Origin of the sequence: Flavobacterium sp. ARAG 55.4 (assembly GCF_051846875.1) — a bacterium.
Classification (GTDB): domain Bacteria; phylum Bacteroidota; class Bacteroidia; order Flavobacteriales; family Flavobacteriaceae; genus Flavobacterium; species Flavobacterium plantiphilum.
The window spans coordinates 220,428-241,141 of the sequence record NZ_JBPYCT010000005.1; the positions used below are offsets into that span (position 1 = coordinate 220,428).

The window sequence follows — 20,714 nt, forward strand, 5'->3', positions numbered from 1 at the left end:
CAATAATGAAAAATATAAAAGTAATAGCACTAGCATTGTCGTTTATCGTCTTTGCTTGCGGGACAAGAGATAAAAAAGAGTCTCAAACTGTTAAAGAAAATGTTACTGAAAAATCAGCAGTAGCACAAACACCTCCAATGGGATGGAATAGTTTTGATGCGTACGACTGTCGAATCAACGAAAAAGAATTTAAAGCTACCGTTGATTATATGGCTGATAATCTATTGCAATACGGTTGGGAGTATGCTGTAATTGATTACATCTGGTGGCATCCAGAACCAGGGAATTGGGATACACCTCGAAGAAAAGGACATCCAGATATTAGATATAATGAAGATGGAAGTCCTTTGCATCCTGAATATACAACAATGGATGAGTATGGAAGGTTGTTACCTTCTGTTGAACGTTTTCCCTCGGCAGCTAATGGTAAAGGGTTTAAGCCTATTGCGGATTATGTGCATAGCAAAGGAATGAAATTTGGAATTCATATTATGAGAGGAATTCACAGAGTGGCTGCTCATAATGCAACACCTATCATGGGGAGTAAAGCAACTGCCAAAGACATTGCGGAGCCTTTTGATACTTGTAATTGGTGTAACCATATGTTTGGAGTTGATGCATCTAAAGAAGGTGCACAAGCGTATTATAATTCTATTTTTAAATTATATGCTGAATGGGGGGTAGATTTTATCAAAGCCGATGATACTATGTTTCCTCCGTATCATGACGGTGAGATTGAAATGATTCGTAAAGCAATTGATCAATGTGGTAGACCAATGGTATTGAGTCTATCATGTGGTGAAGCTCCTTTGTCACGTGCAAGTCATTTAGTTCAAAATGCCAATATGTGGCGTGTCTCTGCTGATTTTTGGGATGATTGGGAATCATTAGAACATAATTTTGATTTGCTTAATGCTTGGTCACCTTTTATTGGTGAAGGTCATTGGCCAGATGCTGATATGATTCCTTTTGGTCGTATTTCGCTTCAAGATCGACCACATGGTAAAGAAAGAATGTCAAAATTTACAGTTCCAGAGCATTATACATTAATGAGTTTATGGAGTATTGCAAAGTCACCATTAATGATGGGGGGGGATTTACTTACTACTCCAGAGAGTACTATGAAATTTCTTAAAAACGAAGAAGTTTTATATGTAAATCAACACAGTATTGATAATCGTCAAGTGATGAAACAAAATGGACAAGCCGTATGGATTGCAACAGATCCTAAAACTGGAGATAAATTCGTAGCTCTTTTTAATTTAAGTGATAAAGAACGTACTGTAAAGTTTAATTTAGAATTAGAATCTTTAAGAAATGACTATAAAGTCCGCGATATGTGGGAGAAAAAAGATATTGGAGTTATGAGTAAAGAACTTTCTGCTGTTATTGAAACCCATGGAGCAAAGATGTTTCGACTAACAAAAATTAAGAAATAATAAACTTTTGGTTAGTTAGTTATTATTTCATTTAGAACCCATTAATTAATTTATTTCCATATAAGTTTTTTAGTGGGTTTCTTATAAAATATTATTTTATGAAAAACTTCTTTAAAATTATTGCGCTGCTTGTAGTATTTTGTTCATCCCATGCACAAGTAAAAAAACTTGAAGATATAAGAATTAGAGACCCTTATATTTTTGCAGATAAAAAGACAAAAACGTATTATTTATATGCTCAAACTGGTAACCGACTAGGAATTAATGATACTATTAAAGGTGTAGAAGTGTATCAAAGTAAAAATTTAAAAGACTGGTCAGAACCAACTACGGTTTTTTCAGCTTCCAAGAGTCATTGGGGAACGAGAATGATTTGGGCTCCAGAAATGCATTATTACCAAGGAAAATACTATTTGTTTGTGACTTTTACTGGAGATGAAATGCAACCCAAGCCTTTGGATAAACCAGAGCAATATAAAAGAGGTACTCAAATTTTAATGGCAAAATCTCCCTTAGGTCCATTTAAAGCATTTGAAAACAATCCTACCACCCCAAATGACTGGATGAGTTTGGACGGTACTTTATGGGTTGAGAATAAAATCCCGTATATGGTATTTTGTCATGAATGGGCACAAATTGGAGATGGAACTATGGAATTAATTCAATTAAAAAAAGATTTATCAGGTACAGTAGCCAAATCCAAAACACTCTTTCATGCCACTGATGCTAAATGGGTAAGAAGCTTGTCATCAACAGGTTTTAAATATCATGGTTACGTAACTGATGGTTGTTTTATTTACAAGACCAAAACGGGTAAGCTATTAATGATTTGGTCTAGTTTTGGTGATAAAGGATATGGATTAGGGCAGTTAATTTCAGAATCAGGTTCTATACAGGGACCTTGGAAACAAATTGATAGAATGATTTTTGAGAATGGTGGAGGTCATGGAATGATTTTTAAAACTTTCGAAGGAAAGTTGATGATTACTTTACACCAGCCCAATAATGGAGAAAATGAAAGAGCACAAATTTACGAACTAAAAGATAATGGTGATTCTTTAGAGATTATGAATTAGCTAAAAAAATGTTTAAAACTAAAAAGAAAAATTAATAATTGATTTAAAAATTATTCACTTATGAGCTCAACTCTCGAATTTGCAGATTATGCAGTCTTTATAATCTACTTTTTAATAGTATCTATTTATGGATACATTGTTTATCGCAAGCGCGAAAAAAATGAACACGATGCTAAGGCGTATTTCTTAGCCGAAGGAACTTTAACATGGTGGGCAATTGGTGCATCACTTATTGCGTCTAATATTTCTGCAGAGCAGTTTATTGGAATGAGTGGTGAAGGTTTCTTCTTAGGGATTGCAGTTGCTGCTTACGAGTGGGTTGCTGCTATTGCCTTAATTATTATTGCTATTTGGTTTATTCCTGTTTATTTAAAAAACAAGATTTATACCATGCCACAATTCTTAAAAACAAGATACAACGAAACAACAGCGTTGATTATGGCTGTTTTCTGGTTGTTTTTGTATGTTTTTGTAAACTTGACTTCTATTTTATACTTAGGAGCCGTTGCTATTAACGGATTAGCAGGAGGAGATTATCTTCATGTTATTATGTTAGGATTGGCTGTTTTTGCTTTGATTATTTCTTTAGGAGGAATGAAAGTAGTTGCTTATACCGATGTTATCCAAGTTGCGGTTTTGATTATTGGAGGTTTAGTAACTTCTTACATTGCTTTGACAACAGTAGGAGAATATTTTGGAGTAGGAAAAGATGCTATTGCAGGTTTCAATGTGTTAATGGAACAAGCGCCAGAGCATTTTAAAATGATTATTCCTCGTCCAACAGCTGCTTCTACGCAGTTAGAGATTGATAAATACTTAACTTTCCCAGGGGTTTTATCTTATTTGGCAGGTATTTGGATTATCAACCTGAATTATTGGGGATGTAATCAATACATTACACAAAGAGCACTTGGAGCTGATTTACAAACGGCTCGTACAGGTATTTTATTTGCAGGTATGTTGAAATTATTAATGCCGGTAATTGTAATGTTGCCAGGTATCGCAGCTTATGTGTTGTACCAAGGAGGACATTTACCACAATTAGTAGGAGGAAAAGACGGCGCTTATTCGGCTATGTTGACTTTCTTACCTACAGGATTAAAAGGACTTTCAGTTGCGGCTTTAACAGCAGCAATTGTGGCTTCATTAGCAGGTAAAGTAAATAGTATTTCTACGATTTATACTTTAGACGTTCATAAAAAATACATCCAAAAAGGAGCTTCAGACAGAACTCAAGTAAACATTGGTAGGTATGCTGTTTTTGCTGCTATGGTTCTTGCAGTATTATTTACTTGGAATGATGTATTGGGAATTGGTGGAGTAGGTGGATTTACTTATATCCAAAAATATACAGGATTTATTAGTCCAGGGGTGTTTGCCATGTTCTTCTTAGGGATGTTCTGGAAGAGAACAACTGGAACTGCTGCTATTGTGGGAGTTTTAGCTGGATTCTTATTATCAGTATTGTTTAATGAATATGCTCCAGCGATGTTTGGAAATGAAACTTTCTTATACACCGCTTGGCCAAATGGAAAAGGTGGATTTGAAATTCCATTTCACATTTGTATGGGATTATCATTCTTCTTTACAATGTTGCTTATGATTGGAATTAGTTTCGCAGGACCAAAAGTGAATCCTAAAGCATTTGAATTAGATACTGAAATGTTTAAAATTAAACCACAAACAACAGTATTGATTATTATTACATTATTAATTATTGCAGCTTTATACGTGAAGTTCTGGTAATTTTTTCAAAATTTTTTTGCTGTTTTTTTATTATAGCCCTTTATATAAAGGGCTATATGTTACAAAATAAATCTATATAATTAATAATTTTTCACTTTTGTTCAATATTTTATAATAAATGAAAATTCACAATTTTTTTTTAATAATCAGTTTGTTACTGGTTACAAATGTTAATAGTCAAATAACTGCAAAAGTAGTAGATGGTAATTATCCACTTGAATATGCAACAGCTACTTTGTTCTCATCAAAAAATAAAGGATTAATTACGGGAGTGGTTACTGATGTTTCTGGAAAATTTAATATAAAAAACATTAAAAACGGGAATTATTATTTAGAAGTTTCGTTTATTGGATTTAATACAAGAACATTCAATGATATTGTAATTAAAGGAGATAAAACAATTGATTTAGGCGTTATTTCTTTACTATCGGCAGAGAATCAATTAAATGATGTTGTTATTCAAAACGGAACAAAAGCATTAACGAACAAAATAGACCGCCAAGTTTATGATACAAAAGCCTTTCAAAACACTAAAGGGGGAAGTGCCTCAGATGTTTTAAGAAACCTACCTTCGATTTCAATGGATGGTCAAGGTCAAATAAGTGTTAGGGGAACTATAGGATTTAAAGTTTTATTAAATGGTAAACCAACACAAGGAGATATTTCTACAATCTTAGGTCAATTGCCTGCAAATGCAGTGGAACGAGTAGAAATTGTAACAGCACCTTCTGCAAAATATGATCCTGATGGGAAAGCAGGAATTCTAAATATCATTACTAAAAAAGGATCTTTAAATGGAGAATTTGCCCAATTAAATATAAAAGGTGGTTTTCCTTCTATCCAAGATTACAATAATCAAGACCCAGTACACCGTTATGGAATTGATGGAACTTACTCTCTAAAAAAGAATAAATGGGATATTGCATTGGGAGGAAGCTATTCTCGTAGTGATATTACAGGACGTAGAGAAGGCGATGTTTTTACGATTAATGATGTCGAAAATTATAAAACACAATTTCCATCAGATGGGGAGCGTAGTACTGATTTATTAGATTATAGCGGTCGGTTTACGGTTGATTTTACCCCAAATAAAAACAATAGTTTTGCTTTAGCTTTCTATGGAGGTAAACGAAAAAATGATCGAACCGCTAATATTGTTTACCATAATTCAACCACATCTTTAACCGATGGAAGCGAGCTTCGAACGTTTGATTATCTGAATGAAAATTTACGTACCCGCGATGGCGATTTTGCTTTAGGAAGTTTTGACTATACCCATATTTTTAAAAATCAATCCAAATTAACTTCTTCGTTTTTGTATGAATATAGTTTGTTGGGAGGTCCAACTACCAATTTAAATTTAAGTTTAGATAAAAGTAAGGTATACCAAGACGAGTACAATACTAATGATAATCCAGTGTATGGAACAAGAGCACAATTGGATTATTCTTTTAAACCTTTTACTTTTGGTAAAGTCGAAATAGGATATCAGTACAGAGGTTTTTTGAATAATGGAGATTTTATTTATGAAAGACGAAACCTTACAACTGGTGATTTCGAAATAGTTCCAGAATTTACCAGTGTAGTTAATTTGGATAGAAAAATTCATTCGGCTTATACGCAATTAAATGGAAGTACAAATAAATGGGAATATGCTGCTGGTTTACGTTTGGAATCAATGAAGCGTGATTTTTATTTAAAAGGTTATGATCAACAAGCAGAAAATCTTGCCTATGATTATGTCAAGCTGTTTCCATCGGCTTCTGTTCAATATACGATGGAAAATGATTTAAAATTAAAATTAGGCTACAGTAAACGTGTTGATAGAGCGCCTACTTATCAAATGAATCCTTTTAAAGAAAGAGAACACTCAGAAACTTTTGAGCAAGGAGATAAAAATTTATTACCAGAGTTTACAGATTTAGTTGAAGTGGGATTCAATAAGAAAATAGATAAAACAGCTTCTGTTTTTGCTAACGTTTATTTCAGAAATGTTCAAAATCTAATTAATCGTGTCAATACGAGGTCATACGATAAAGTAGGGGTGTTAAACGATACTATTTTGGATAGAATATATACAAATGTTGGTAGAGGTAGAGCATTAGGTCTAGAGCTAGGTGCCAATTTTAAATTAACAGATAAATGGAATAATTTTATAGGCGGGAACGTTTATAATCAGCAAATAGATGGTCTTTTTGATGGTCGTATAGTTGATTCAAAAGCCACTCAATTCTCTATAAATGCTAACAGTACTTATGATTTTTCTAAAACAACTTCTTTGCAATTTACTCTGAATTACTTGTCTGAACGAGTAACAGCGCAGGGAGAGGATTCCCGTTTTTATTCTCCAAATTTGAGTCTTAGAAAAACGTTTTTCGATAATCAGTTAGTTGCTACTTTGCAATGGCAAAATATTGATATGGGATTATTAAATTCAAATGAACAAAGAATTACCACTTATTCTCCTAATGCTTTTTATACCACTACAAACTATGTTTATGAAGTAGATATGGTGATTCTTAATTTATCATATACTTTTACAAAGACCAAAAATAAGTCTAAGTTTATCGATAGTGAATTTGGGAAAAAAGAATTTTAATTAAATGAATACTATGAAAGATAAAGAGAAAAAAATATTCAGAATCATTTTTATTATGCTTATACCATTAATTGGTTTTTTGTGGTTTTTGACTAATTCTTCTACTTCAAAAAAAGAAGTAAATCACGAGAATGAAAATCAAGATGCTGAACCTAAGTTTGAATTAACAATAGAAAATAAAAATAATAAACCCAAGGAAGAGCATGAAGGAATGGTTTGGATACCTGGAGGCGAGTTTTCCATGGGAAGTAATTTTGATGATGAAAGTCTTTGTAGTATCAAAGGAGTAACCAATGATGCCCGACCAATTCACAGGGTATATGTTGATGGTTTTTGGATGGATAAAACAGAAGTTACCAATAAGGAATTTGCTGAATTTGTAAAAGCGACTGGTTATGTAACAGTTGCAGAGAAAAAACCACTTCCCGAAGAATTACCAGGAGTGCCATTGTCTGATTTAATAGCAGGTTCTGCAGTATTTACACCAACGAAAAGCAAAGTTGACTTAAATAATTATTTGGCATGGTGGCAGTATGTAGGAGGAGCAAATTGGAGACATCCTTTAGGGCCGGATAGTGATTTAAAAGGGAAAGAGAACTATCCAGTAGTGCAAATTGCATTTGAAGATGCAGCAGCTTATGCTAAATGGGCTGGAAAACGATTGCCTACGGAAGCAGAGTGGGAATTTGCAGCCAGAGGAGGTAAGACAGGTACTTCCTATACTTGGGGGAATGTATTAAAGCCCGATGGTAAATTTCAGGCTAATATATATCAGGGAGAATTTCCGGTGGATAAAGGAGATAAAGCAGAAGACGGTTTTGTAGGATTGGCTCCAGTAGCGCAATACCAGCCTAATGGTTATGGACTTTATGATATGGCAGGAAATGTTTGGGAGTTAATTAACGATTGGTATAGTGAAGATTATTATGAACTATTATCAGCAAGTGGAAAAGTCGCAAGAAATCCACAAGGACCGGAAAGAAGTAATTATTCGGCAGAGCCTAATGCCTTGACTAAAGTTCATAGAGGGGGCTCTTTTTTATGTACGGATGAATATTGTACAAGATATTTAGTAGGTTCAAGAGGGCATGGAGAAATCAAATCAACAGCTAATCATATAGGGTTTAGATGTGTTAGATGATTTTGAAGATATACTTAAATAATGAAATAGGTAGACAACAAATAGTAATAAAAAAAAACTATGATGCTAAAAGAAAGTTTGAAGTTATTTTTAAAATTAAGAAGGAAGTGTTCCAATAATAAAAAAAAAATAATTTAAATAAAGCTAATTTTATCAATCCTTATATGAATAAAAATGTAAATTATTAGCAAGTAATAAGTATAATAATTTCTTGAAATTTATATGAAGCATTATAGCTCATAAAAAAAACGTAGTACCTAATTTTTTAGTTCTTATTTATAATTTAACTTTATTGTAATATTTTTTTTACTCTAGTAATACAATAAAATTTGAAAAATTATGTTAACTTTAATATGTCAGAATTTACAACGTAATTATTTGTAAGTTAATCGAAATTAATGAAATTGTTTTTTATGACATAATATGTAATATTAATTATAAACGTATAATCTTTTTAAACATAGTTTTTGTCTTTCATTAAGGGATTTATTTGTTTGAAAGTTTAACCTATTGAGGGAGTTTATTTTGTTTGTAAAGGCTATGTTTTTTAAGAAATTAAAATTAACATATAATGAAAAGTTCTTTAAATAATATACTTATTGAAATAAAGGAGTATGAGAAGAAAGTTTCTAGTGAAACAACGAATGTAATTGATGAATCTTATAGAATAGCTACTTATTTAAGGGAATTACTAAATACAATTAAAAAGAAAATTTTAAAAGATGGTTTTCAAGATGATAAGGAAGAAATTAATTTTTTCAGAAACATTAAACCTCAAGTATTAGGGAAGCTAATTTATTACAATAAAGTGTTTCGAATTGAGACTTCTTGCCCTGTGAATAATGGAAAAATGTACCATAGCTTTTTTTTAAATGAATTAGAAGAACTAAAACAAGAATATAAAGAACATATTTGTAATTCAGATTTTTACAGATATTATCGTTCAAGAAGAACAGACAGAGATTGTGAATATTTTATGTTGGGTAAAATAAATTATCATAATGGACTAAATAGTTTTGTTTTCGAACTAGATTTGAGTTTTTCAACTTATTATGATTATAAAATTGCGCGAATATTAGCTAATGAATTACTTTATACTTACTTATTAGAAAAAACAAACTCTGATAAAAAAACAGATTTCATTTTGCAAAATCCAGAATCGGTAAAAGATATTTTTTGGACAGATTCTAAAAATGCGCTTATTGAACTAACTTATGCATTATATGTTTCGGGAGCTATTTCACATGGAAAAATTGGAATTCGAAAAATTAGTCTTGCTTTCCATATTTTGTTTCGTACTCCTTTAGGAGATATTCATCATGCTTTTCATCGAATGAAAGAAAGGACTGGTTCCAGAACAGTTTTTTTAGATAAACTTAAACTAGCTTTGGAAGAATACATGGATAAGGATTTATAATTATATTACAACTTAATAATAAGAACAGCGTTTTACCTCGCTGTTTTTTTATGCCCTTAAGTGCCAATTGGTAATAGAGATTTTGTCTCTTGTTTAATAACCAATATAATAATGACATCTTTAGTTAATCCTGGACACGAAAAAAATAAAAAACGTCATTTTCAATTGGTGCACCTTGGCGGACAATTGCACTCATACTTTTCAAATTTGTACTGCTTCAATAAGTAATTGTGTAATGTATTAAAATAAAAGTATGAATATAGACAGAATGGAATTTATAGCATGGATGGAGCGTATTATGGATCGCTTTGATATTTTGAATGAGCATATAAATGATGTTCAAAAGCTACGAAATACAATTGACGGAGAAGAATTGCTAGATAATCAAGATCTTCTGCAGATGCTTAAAATTAGTGGACGTTCACTTCAGCGTTACCGTTCATCAGGTAAGCTACCGTATTATACAATTAGTGGAAAGCTCTATTATAAACTGTCAGATGTTCATCAGTTTATCCGAGATAGTTTTAATAACCCCTTTAAAAAAATGACAAAAAGTGAAAACTAAAGCCACTAGAAGTCAATTTTGAAATAAGGTTTTTTATCTAATTATTTTCGGAAAAGCAAATTATAAATGTGGCAGTAATGGACAAACATACTATAGAAGAACCAAAACTTCAAGAACAATTTTCGGATGTTTTGTTAGTTCTCGATAACCAAAAAAAGAAGATTGAGGTAGTCAAGGGTATTGGAAAGAACCAGGAACTGCAAACGGTAACTCCTGAAAAAATGAATCAAAGCCAGTTTATGCGTGTAGACAAACATGGGGATCTATTTACTAATTTTTTTAGCAATTTTCTCCAACAATTTAAGAATCCTACACATTTTAACTTTTTTAGAGTACCAGCACTGAGAGCAGTTGATATAGCTAATAAAATGCAACAAGCAATTGAAAATCCTACCAATGCTGGAAAAGCACTATTTGCAAAACATGAAATAAAAATAGATTATAAATCAAAAAATAAGAATACTATGGAAACAACACAATCAACAACGGAAACTGAAAATCGTTTTAAATTAGAGCAAATAGATTGGAAAACTTTGTCTGATCTGGGATTAAATAAAGAACGTCTCGAAAAAATGAACTTAATCGAGCCATTGTTAAAAGGCTATAAGACCAATGAACTAGTACCCATAAGTCTTAATTTGGGAACTGCAATTACTCGCATGGATGCAAGACTTTCTTTGCAAACCAATGATGACGGACAGGTGGTAGTTGCCATACATGGCATTCGCAAAGAACCGCAATTGAATTTTCCATTCTTCGGTCATGAATTCACAAAAGACGATAAGGATAATTTACTCAAGACTGGAAATATGGGACGAGTGGTTGATTTAACCAATCCCAAAACTGGTGAAACAATTCCGTCCATTATCAGTGTTGATAGATTAACTAACGAACTCATTGCACTACGTTCCAATCTTATCAAAATACCAGAGGAAATAAAGGGAGTAAAGTTGGATGAGCAGCAAAAGCAAGTTTTAATGGAAGGTAAACCGTTGTACCTTGAAGGTATGATTTCAAAAAAGGGAGATCCCTTTAATGCCTCTGTACAATTCAATGCAGACAAGCGTTATGTAGAATTTCTTTTCGACAGAACAAATAGTAAGCAATCTCTAAACCAGCAAGAAGAGGCACCACGAAATTTTAGAGGAAAAGAACTTGACGAACAACAATATCAAAAGTTCAAAGAGGGGCTAACCGTCTATGTAAGTGGTTTGGTTGACAAAAAAGGGAAAGAATATCAAGGGTATATCACATTAGACAAAGAAACTGCAAAAACAGTTTTCTCATTTGATAATCCTAATAAATTAAAGGAAAAAGCACAACCAAAAGAAGAAAGCAAAACACAAGTTGCGGTTAATTCCGAAGGCAAAACTAATGAAGCTACTAAAAATAGTAAAGAGCCTTTGAAAAAAGAACAGATTAGTCCTGATTCTAAGAAGCAACAAGAGCAACAGGAAAAACCGAAAGTAGCTGCTAAATCAAAAGCACGAAAACTTTAATCACTCGAAAAGTTAAGTAGATGAAAGTAGTAATTGCTGAAAAACCAAGTGTTGCAAGGGAAATAGCTAGCCTGTTAGGAGCCATCGAAAAGAAAGATGGTTACCTAACAGGCAATGGCTATTGTGTCACTTGGGCATTCGGGCATCTAGTTACTTTGGCTATGCCTGAAGAATATGGTGTTTCAGGATTTCAAAGAGAAACTTTACCCATATTGCCTGAGCCTTTCTTACTAACAGTGCGTAAGAAAAGAGAAAATAATCATTATAAACTAGATACAGGTGTACTGAAACAATTGAAAACAATTGAAAAGCTTTTAAAAAACTGCGAAAGTATCATTGTTGCTACAGATGCTGGTCGTGAAGGCGAACTAATCTTCCGTTATATTTATGAATATCTAAAATGTCGTAAACCATTTGAGCGTTTATGGATTAGTTCTTTAACAGAAAAAGCCATTCTCAAAGGATTTGAAAATATAAAATCAGGTAAAGATTTTGATGGTTTATATTTTGCAGCAGCAGCTAGAAGCCAAGCTGATTGGTTAGTAGGTATTAATGCTTCGCAAGCTTTAACGATTGTCTCAGGAGGGGGAAGTTATTCTCTTGGAAGAGTACAAACACCAACATTAGCGCTTATTTGTAAGCGATTTTTGGAAAACAAAATGTTTGTCGTTACAAAATATTGGCAAATTGAGTTAGGACATCGTAAAGATTTTATTGATTTCAAAAGTCTTTCCGTTATCAAATGGGATCAGAGTAAACAGGCGGATGATTCTTTGAAGTTCATACATCGACAGGGAGTGGCAACAGTAGTGTCAGTAGAAACAAAAACGGTATATGAACAACCACCCTTACTATTTGATCTTACTGCATTACAGAAGGAGGCTAATATGAAATTGAATTTATCTGCTGAAGAAACTCTTTTGATTGCCCAAAGTCTTTACGAGAAGAAATTTATTAGTTATCCACGTACAGGAAGTAAGTTTATACCTGAAGATTTATGGATAGAAATTCCTAAATTGATACAAGTAATAAGTGAGTTGGAAAAATTTAAGGATATTATTCGTCAAATGAAAATAGGACGTTTGAATAAGCGTATTGTTAATGATTTAAAAGTTACTGATCATCATGGTTTATTGATTACTGATAAAATTCCATCTGCATTATCAATCAAAGAGAAAGCCATTTATGAAATGATTGCCTACCGCTTAATTGAGGCCGTGTCTTCAGTTTGTACAAAAGAGCTAACTGATGTTACTTTAGAGGTAGTTCATTCTGAATTTACGTTGAAAGGATGCAAAATTATCGAACCTGGTTGGAGGATGGTCAAGGGGAATTTTCTTGATAATAATGATTTTGTTCAAGATTTACCCGAATTAAAAATAGGTGATGAGGTGAAAATTAAGCAGGCAAAAGTTTTGGAAAAGAAAACTAAACCTCCCGTTCTTTATACCGAAGCAAGTTTGCTGGCAGCAATGGAAAATGCCGGAAAACAGATTGGCGATGAAAAGGAGCGTAAAATACTCCAAGAAATAGGTATTGGTACGCCTGCAACACGTGCCAGTATTATTGAAACACTTTTCAAAAGGGAGTATATCAAAAGAGTTATGAAATCTTTACTGCCCACAGAAAAAGGATTAAAGGTTTACGAATGGATAAAGGATAAAAAGATTGCTGATGTAGCGATGACTGCCGAATGGGAAGTAGAATTGCAAAAGATTCAAAATAATGAAACGTATGCAGTACATTTTCAAAAGCGAATGAAAGACTTTACGGCGACTATTACTCAGGAGTTACTTGCTTTATCAGTTGACAACAAAAAACAGCTAGAATTGATTTGTCCGAAATGCAGAACTCATAAAGTAGTGATCCGAGATAAATTAATCAAATGCCCCAATGAAAGTTGTAATTGGGTTCAGTTTCGAAATATATGTGGCATTCAGTTAAACCTAGAGAATTTGGAAATGTTAATCAGTGAAGGCAAAACGGAAATTCTTAAAGGAATGACAAGCAAATCTGGGAAAAAATTTGATGCATTTATTGTAATGGATGAAAAAGGGGAGACCACTTTTTCTTTCCCTCAAAAGAAAAAGAAGTAATAAGGAAGCTGCTCTTGGTTTAAATTAATTTTTTATTGCTTCGTATTTGAGAGTTTGAATCAGAATAAATAAGGGAAAAGGCTATTTCACTTACCATGTGAAATAGCCTTTTTTGCTATTTTTTCGACTCGTTCAAAGATGATTTTCGGAATTCTTTTAAAAGTTTTTCTAATTCTAGAGAAGATTTACGAGCTCTAGTTCCAGCTGCTTTATTTCCTTTTTCTGTTTGTAAGTCAGCATCCGATTTGAATGTTTCAAATTCTGTAGCAATTTTTTCGATTAATTCTTTCATATTTTTTCTTTTAAATAAGGAGTAAAAATAATAATATCAAATGAAATCCAATCCAGATAATGAAAACTTTCTTCTTCTTAAGACAATCTGTAGGCTCTAGAAGTCAAATGGTACAATTGAAACTAATTGAATTTAAAATTAGGTAAACAAAATTATGTGTTTTTTCTTATTTTAAAATTGACTATATTTGGATTGTTTAACCAATAAAAACTATAAATTATGGCACTTAAACCAGGACCGAAAAGAATAGCAGATTCAACAGGAAAACCAGATCGACGTCAGCGTGACAACAAAAGTACACCAGGGAATACGCCTTCTCTTAAACCATCTAAAAGTTCAGGAAAAAAGTGATTTTGGACATTTTTCCTAAAGTATGTAAATTGAGAAGTTTATACCTGTTTACGAGGAATACTGCCATTTCATAAAAGAAATGGCTTTTATTCTTCCTGCACCAAATGCTGCAAATCAGGATCATTTTTGATGCGTTCCAATTCACTTTCGATTATTAGAACAATATCACGTTTTACTTGCCTATAATTAGCCTCAATTTCGACTTTCATATTATCTTCGCCGTGTTCATCAACGAAAGATATAACCTCAGGTATCCTTTTATAAGCTTTGGTTTCGGTAGCTACTTTGCTATTATCGACTACAATTTCGGAATGGAAAATTTTCTGTTCGATACGTTCGTCAAAGTTATCTGAAACTGCGCCCACAAACATTCCTTGTGTTAGTGTGGAAATTTTTGAAGCAGGTATTAGACTGTCCAGTTGTGTAGATATCGATGTTGATTTGTCATTTCGATTAATGGTCATACTTTGTCGTTTCTGAAGTACTTTACCAAACCGTTCTGATAAGCTTTTGGCAGTTTCTCCAACCACTTGTCCGCTAAAAATATTACCCACGGTATTTTGGATTACCTTACTTTCTTTGTCACCATAATCACGGGTCAATTGAGAATAATCTTGAAAGCCCAAACAAACCGCCACTTTATTGCTTCTGGCAGTAGCTATCAGATTATCCAATCCTCTGAAATAGATGGTTGGTAGTTCATCAATAATAACGGAACTTTTTAATTGTCCTTTCTTATTGATTAGTTTTACAATTCTCGAATTGTATAAGCCTAATGCAGCGGAATAGATATTCTGTCTATCAGGATTATTGCCCACGCAAAGTATTTTAGGTTCGTTCGGATTATTGATGTCCAATGAAAAATCATCACCCGTCATTACCCAATAAAGTTGAGGTGAAATCATTCTGGACAAAGGGATTTTAGCCGAAGCTATTTGCCCTTGCAACTGATCCTGTGCGCCACCTTGCCAGGCATCCATAAAAGGCGACAGGTAGTTTTCGAGATCAGGGTAGGAAGTAAGGATAGTAAATACGTCTACATATTTCTTGTTGAGCAACTCAATGGCATGAGGAAAGGTGCAATACTTTCCGTTTTCATAGATTTTTAGAAACCAAATAATTGCTGCCAATAGGATTATTGGAGATTCAACAAAGAAATCGCCTTGTTTTTGTATCCAACTTCGGTTAAGATTCAACATAATGGTATAAGCTGATTCATAAGCATCGGATATATCAGTCATAAAATCAGGATTGATGGGATTACAACGGTGACTTCTCCTTGGATCATCAAAATTGATGATATAGAATTTTGGTTTTACCGTGTACTTATCGGTATGTTTTAACAAATGGTTGTACGCAATGGTCGAAAGATCATCAAATTTGAAATCATAGATATACATCGAAAATCCCTTTTCGATATGCTGCTTCATGTAATTGTTTATAATGGCATAACTTTTACCTGATCCAGGCGTACCCAATACTATGGAAGCTCGAAAAGGATTTACGATATTGATCCATCCTTCATTCCATTTGCCTTTATAATAAAATTTAGTGGGAAGATTGACAGAATATTCATTTTTTATCAGTTTTGTTTCTTGCCTAAAACTTTCGTTCTCGTTATTGAATACATCATCCATTAGATTAGTACGAAGTAAACGGCTAATCCAAACTCCCGCCATCATTAAAGCAATATAACCCAATGATGTTGTGAGTATGTAAAAAGCGGTTGCTATTCCAGTAGACAATCTTAACAATGGACTATTGAGAAAGAAAAGGATAAAACCGATAATTAGGGCGGTGTAGATTTTGGTCCAGGTGATGTTTTCATTTTTAACACCTTTAGTTCCTAAACAGCTCAGCGCAAGTAATACTAAAGCAAAGAGCTTGGAATATAAGGTATAAGAAAATAGATTGGCTGTCCGTTGAAAATTGCCTAGTATCTTATTAATGATTGGTAAAGTCCAACCTCGTTCTAAAAAGAACCCAAAACAAAACCAATAAAAGTGCATCAATACTAGTAGAATGCTTACTGCACGCATAAAAGCCATAATCTTGGCGAGTCCTCTCAAATCGTCTTCTCCTTGCATTTTTTTAATAAATTAAATGTTTTGGTTAATTTAGTATGGAAGCAAAACCTTTGTTGTAATATGGTAGTAGATGACTTTTATTGGAATCATTTGGCGCTTTGAATGCTGAATGTAAATAGGTAAGTAAGATTTATTTTTTATCTCCCTGTTTTCTGTGTTTCTTCTTTTTCTTCATTTGGTTGGCAAACGCTTGTTCTTCGTAATCCTCTCCTTGAACTTCAGGTAAAATCCCTCCAAATGCTTCGATTAATCCAAAATTAGAATTGGTATTTGCAGATTGCTCCTTAGTCATAAAATCAAAAAGATGATGAGGTTGTTCTGTTTCTACTGTTGGATTTTCTTTTTCTTTAGATGGTAAATGGAGCGGTTTATTTGGGATCGTATTTGGGCGTTCTTTTACTGTTTCACCTTTCCACCAGTCGTTAAATACATTGGCAGAAAGATTTTTTCCTAATTGCGATCCGTTCCAGACGGTACGAGATTCGTGGTCTATAAAGGTCATCCCATAAATACGTCCTTCGTTATTTCTACGAACAACTGTATTGATACCTTGATCAAGTAGTTGCTTCTTAAAATCAGTTTCATTAGTAGCGGTATGCATGGCTATTTCAATCGTGTTTTTTAGTACTGCTTTGCCAGGAGATGGATTCATCTTCTCTTTAGATTTTTCGAAATGTTTCTGTAAGTTTTCCAAGCCCGCATGTTTACCAAAAAGAGAAGATTTAAATGGATTACTTACTTTTTCTCCCTGCTCATTCAATACAAAATAGACCAATCCTTGTTTAGGCTTTCCATGTAATTCTCCTTTTACTTCTTCTGCCGTAATATTGAAAAGCGAAAGCAAGGCGTTGTAAGTTCCTAAACTTTGAAACTGATAATACTTTGGCAATTCCCGTACTACTGATGCAAGTTGGCTTTTAAGATTTCCCGATCCGTAATCTACAGGTCTGAAGAGTTCTTTTTTCGAATTTTGCTCTTTTGCAGTCGCTGGAATTAGTTTGTATTTTTGTTCCAGTTCACGACAGGCATCCATGGAACGGAATTTTTCATAAGTATCTGATATTTTTTTGCCATTTCGATCTACACAAGTGGATACAATGTGAATGTGCGTACGTTCAATATCGGTATGTTTAAAAACAACATAAGGTTGGTCTTGATAGCCCATTAATTTCATATAATCGTTTGCGATTTGCTTAAAGTTTTCATCGCTCACTTGGTCTCTCGGGTCAGGGTTTAGAGAGATATGCAACACAGGTTTTTCTGTTCGTTTATTAGCAATTAGATAAGGTTCAAAAGACTGGTACAATTGAGCAATGGTATAATTTCCGTTAACGGTTTCTCTTATTCTATGGGTAGTCAATATTTCTCCATTTTCCTTATCTACTTTGAGTTGATTATAGGAAAGTGCACCAATAAGGTTTGCTCCACGACCAATTTTTGCTATCATTTTTTCTCGATTTTAATCAAATGTTTTGCTTCAAATTCTTCTGTCATCTGTATCATGTCACGGCATAATTTTGCTAATTCTGTTGTTTGTTTCTCTAATTTAAACAGATAAGCTGCTGCTTTCTTTTCAGAAAAATTGCGATATAATATCTTCACAATCTGATTGTAATTAACACCAACGGCACGAAACTGACCATACAAAGTGGTTAATCGCATGTAGTAATCCATAGCAGCCATATCTATTTTTACAGTTTTTATTTGCTTTTCGAAGAGGATGGAGGTAATAAAATGTGCTTTAGTATCTGCTCCAGAAGCTTCAAAAAGCGAAAGGAACTTGGTGTTTTCCTCATCCGTTAGCCGAAAAACATAACGATGAATGCTCGGATTCTTTTTCGGATTCCTGCCACCTTTGTGTTGTTTATTGTTTTCTTGTCCATCCATCATAAATCCATTTATAAATTTACAAAACACCGACTTCGGAGGGTGTTTTTAGCTCCGCCGCGGCGGACAAGTTGTTTTGAGGCACGGAATTCATTTCCGGTGCCTCAAAACACAACTTGCTCTGTTCTGGTGAACAGATAATCCGTCCGCCTGTCGGCGGAACTGGATTGTATATAGCAGGGAAGAACGGCTTGAGGCCGTTGCCGTTATGACTCAAACATTGATTTATTCCTTCCATGGGTTTTTTGATTCCTGTCTTACAAAGGAAGTAATTGACAACAAGATAATTATAGTGTATAGCCTCGCCAAGAATTGCCAGTAAAGGCCAATTACTACCACGAGAATATAAGGACTTAGGTATTTCTGTTTCTTTGTGCTTGAAAAGGCACATAAGGACTTAAGTAAGTACAGACGTAACAACATCATTACATAGGTAGTAGCATAGGAATGTACAACCATGCATGTTTAAGTAAAATGATAATTATTTGTTTAGCTACATACAATAATGAAGACCTATTTAGCTAGATAAAAAGTTAGGTAAGTCCATAACTAACAATATAAGATTGTATAGAGCGACAAACATACATACAGAATGGAGTAAGTGATTCTGGAAATATGCACATAGATAAATAAAGATATAAATAATTAAATACTTAGAAATTATGAATACAAAACACAAAGCAGTATTTATCGCTTTTTCTTCTCAAAAAGGCGGTGTCGGGAAAAGTACTTTTACTACTCTTCTTGCCAGTACTATGCATTATCGATTGGGGTACAATGTAGCTATCTTTGATGCCGATTTTCCACAACACAGTTTGATGAAAATGAAGGCTCGTGACCTTTCCATGGTAATGGAAAATGAGCATTTGAAGAGGTTGGCCTATAAACAATTTTCGACCATCAACAAAAAAGCCTATCCCATTATGCAACACAAAGCAGAAAGCGTATTGGAAGCGGCTCATGAATTTTTGAATACTTCTTCAGTACCTATTGATGTTGTATTCTTTGATCTTCCTGGAACGGTCAATACTCCTGGCATCTTGAAAGCATTGGCTGGAATGCACCACATTTTTACGCCTATTACGGCTGATCGTTTGGTAATGGAAAGTACACTCATTTTTACCCAGCTTTTGCAGGATGTTATTATGAAAAAAGGCGAAACTGCTATAGAGTCGATTAATTTGTTTTGGAATCAAGTGGATGGCAGGGAAAGTACTCCTTTATATGCCGTTTATAACCAACTTATAGAACAACTAGGTTTAAGCCTGATGGAAAGCAAAATCAAGAATAGCACTCGTTTCCGTAAAGAGAGTGAAGTGAACAGTAAAACCGTTTTTCGTTCTACCGTTATGCCTCCCGATGAACGTTTGATGAAGGCTTGTCAATTGGATCAGTTTGTCAATGAATTTCTAAAAATCATTCAATTATAGGGTTATGGAAAAAGAAAATAAGAAAAAGGTTTCTCCTGAAATTAATGAGGAGTTGATGATGAATCTGATGGTGGATGGTATTAAAAAAGAGGGTTTACAGCTTCCACCAGAACCGACCGAAGAACCACAGAAGAAAGATAATAAGCCTAAAATAGTGCCAACTGAAAAACAACTCATTAAAGAAAAGATTAAAACTAAGAAGCAAGACGAATTAGCTTATGAAAGTATTTTTTTCAAAAGAACGGATACCAATGCTCGTGATGGAAAAACAGTCTATATCCGACCCGATTTTCACGAAAAACTATCTCGTATCGTTCAGGTAATTGGTGAAGATAAGCTCAGTATTTATGGGTATTTAGATAATGTGTTGGAGTACCATTTTCAGGAATTTGGCGAGCAAATCATCAAGAGTTTTAATGATAAATACAAACCTATTTTATAAGTTATGGAAATCGTAATTGTGATATGCCTGTTGATAATAATTGTATTGCTTTTGCAGGATAAGATCATTATCAAAGTAGAGGCGAAGCCAAAGCAAAGGAAGGATGAAATCCCTACAAATGTTCCCGATATTATGGGACAACCCAAAATTCAAAGAAGCCCCTTAGTGCCAACCAATGCCAATGAAAGTCAAAAAGAAATGCAGGGAGATAAAACGGATAATTTTGATGTTGAAATTGAGAGTCAAGATCTCGATATTTCAATTCCACAGGAAGAGCTGGACGAAGTTTTTGGAAATAGGCCTGATTTTGAGGAAGAGGAAGAAGAATGGAATAGTTATGGATTATCCAATGGGAATAACGGTTTTGCCCAAGGTGTTACTTTTGAAGAACTAAGTTCTGTGGGGGAGCTGCTTCAGAAAGACCAATGGGAGCCAGACCAAAAGGAAACAGCGGTTGCCATAGTACAGAAAATACAAGGTACCGAATTGTTCGACCTACTGGAAAATTCTATAGAAGGTGCTTCCCGAAAAATAGCTGCCCTATTAGACAGTAGCCTTTATTCTGAAACAGAAACCAGTTCTTCCATTTTGCGGAAAAATGATTTAGAGGATTTTGATATTGGGGAGTTTGTTTAAGTTGTACACCA

At 33.7% G+C, this 20,714-nt stretch carries 17 protein-coding genes; 12 read left to right on the forward strand and 5 right to left on the reverse strand.

Annotated elements, in window-relative coordinates:
- The first annotated feature begins 35 nt into the window (after window positions 1–35).
- The 9 genes from ACSV4D_RS08275 to ACSV4D_RS08315 all read left to right on the forward strand — a co-directional run bounded on the left by ACSV4D_RS08275 (window position 36) and on the right by ACSV4D_RS08315 (window position 13,578).
- Window positions 36–1,439: a glycoside hydrolase family 27 protein gene (locus ACSV4D_RS08275; protein ID WP_439227842.1), complete on the forward strand. Its 1,404-nt coding sequence runs from the start codon at window positions 36–38 to the stop codon at window positions 1,437–1,439.
- A 98-nt stretch (window positions 1,440–1,537) separates the two neighbouring features.
- On the forward strand, window positions 1,538–2,515 hold the full coding sequence (locus tag ACSV4D_RS08280) for a glycoside hydrolase family 43 protein (protein WP_439227843.1): 978 nt from the start codon (window positions 1,538–1,540) through the stop codon (window positions 2,513–2,515).
- A 60-nt stretch (window positions 2,516–2,575) separates the two neighbouring features.
- Window positions 2,576–4,261 carry a sodium/sugar symporter gene (locus ACSV4D_RS08285; protein WP_439227844.1) on the forward strand — a complete coding sequence of 562 codons (1,686 nt, stop codon included), beginning with the start codon at window positions 2,576–2,578 and terminating at the stop codon, window positions 4,259–4,261.
- 118 nt (window positions 4,262–4,379) lie between these two features.
- A complete protein-coding gene (locus tag ACSV4D_RS08290) occupies window positions 4,380–6,860 on the forward strand; it encodes an outer membrane beta-barrel protein (RefSeq protein WP_439227845.1) in 2,481 nt (826 codons plus the stop codon).
- 4 nt (window positions 6,861–6,864) lie between these two features.
- Window positions 6,865–8,001: an SUMF1/EgtB/PvdO family nonheme iron enzyme gene (locus ACSV4D_RS08295; RefSeq protein ID WP_439227846.1), complete on the forward strand. Its 1,137-nt coding sequence runs from the start codon at window positions 6,865–6,867 to the stop codon at window positions 7,999–8,001.
- Between the two features lie 571 nt (window positions 8,002–8,572).
- Window positions 8,573–9,418, forward strand: coding sequence for an RteC domain-containing protein (locus ACSV4D_RS08300; RefSeq protein ID WP_439227847.1), 846 nt, complete (start codon window positions 8,573–8,575; stop codon window positions 9,416–9,418).
- A 253-nt stretch (window positions 9,419–9,671) separates the two neighbouring features.
- Entirely contained in the window at window positions 9,672–9,983 is a 312-nt protein-coding gene (locus tag ACSV4D_RS08305; RefSeq protein WP_439227848.1) for a helix-turn-helix domain-containing protein, read from the forward strand.
- 77 nt (window positions 9,984–10,060) lie between these two features.
- Window positions 10,061–11,482 (forward strand): DUF3945 domain-containing protein, encoded by a 1,422-nt coding sequence (locus tag ACSV4D_RS08310; protein ID WP_439227849.1) that lies wholly within the window; start codon window positions 10,061–10,063, stop codon window positions 11,480–11,482.
- A 20-nt stretch (window positions 11,483–11,502) separates the two neighbouring features.
- Window positions 11,503–13,578: a DNA topoisomerase gene (locus ACSV4D_RS08315; RefSeq protein ID WP_439227850.1), complete on the forward strand. Its 2,076-nt coding sequence runs from the start codon at window positions 11,503–11,505 to the stop codon at window positions 13,576–13,578.
- Window positions 13,579–13,693: 115 nt separating this feature from the next.
- Here the strand turns inward: ACSV4D_RS08315 and ACSV4D_RS08320 are convergent, their stop codons facing one another.
- The 5 genes from ACSV4D_RS08320 to ACSV4D_RS08340 form a co-directional block, all read right to left on the reverse strand.
- Entirely contained in the window at window positions 13,694–13,870 is a 177-nt protein-coding gene (locus ACSV4D_RS08320; protein WP_418263673.1) for a histone H1, read from the reverse strand.
- A gap of 437 nt (window positions 13,871–14,307) precedes the next feature.
- Window positions 14,308–16,308 carry a conjugal transfer protein MobC gene (gene mobC, locus ACSV4D_RS08325; protein ID WP_439227851.1) on the reverse strand — a complete coding sequence of 667 codons (2,001 nt, stop codon included), beginning with the start codon at window positions 16,306–16,308 and terminating at the stop codon, window positions 14,308–14,310.
- 130 nt (window positions 16,309–16,438) lie between these two features.
- Complete coding sequence (gene mobB, locus ACSV4D_RS08330; protein ID WP_439227852.1) at window positions 16,439–17,755, reverse strand: conjugal transfer protein MobB; 1,317 nt, start codon at window positions 17,753–17,755, stop codon at window positions 16,439–16,441.
- Window positions 17,752–18,198: a conjugal transfer protein MobA gene (mobA, locus tag ACSV4D_RS08335; RefSeq protein WP_439227854.1), complete on the reverse strand. Its 447-nt coding sequence runs from the start codon at window positions 18,196–18,198 to the stop codon at window positions 17,752–17,754. The genes mobB and mobA overlap by 4 nt, the downstream gene beginning before the upstream one ends.
- A 16-nt stretch (window positions 18,199–18,214) precedes the next feature.
- Window positions 18,215–18,433, reverse strand: coding sequence for a hypothetical protein (locus tag ACSV4D_RS08340; protein ID WP_439227855.1), 219 nt, complete (start codon window positions 18,431–18,433; stop codon window positions 18,215–18,217).
- A 424-nt stretch (window positions 18,434–18,857) separates the two neighbouring features.
- On the opposite strand from ACSV4D_RS08340, the gene ACSV4D_RS08345 reads away from it, so the two are divergent.
- From ACSV4D_RS08345 to ACSV4D_RS08355, 3 genes are read left to right on the forward strand one after another with little or no spacing between them, the layout of a single operon-like run.
- Window positions 18,858–19,625 (forward strand): ParA family protein, encoded by a 768-nt coding sequence (locus ACSV4D_RS08345; RefSeq protein WP_439227856.1) that lies wholly within the window; start codon window positions 18,858–18,860, stop codon window positions 19,623–19,625.
- A 4-nt stretch (window positions 19,626–19,629) separates the two neighbouring features.
- Window positions 19,630–20,067 (forward strand): DUF3408 domain-containing protein, encoded by a 438-nt coding sequence (locus tag ACSV4D_RS08350; protein WP_439227857.1) that lies wholly within the window; start codon window positions 19,630–19,632, stop codon window positions 20,065–20,067.
- A gap of 3 nt (window positions 20,068–20,070) precedes the next feature.
- On the forward strand, window positions 20,071–20,703 hold the full coding sequence (locus ACSV4D_RS08355; RefSeq protein ID WP_439227858.1) for a conjugal transfer protein TraD: 633 nt from the start codon (window positions 20,071–20,073) through the stop codon (window positions 20,701–20,703).
- Window positions 20,704–20,714: the final 11 nt, after the last annotated feature.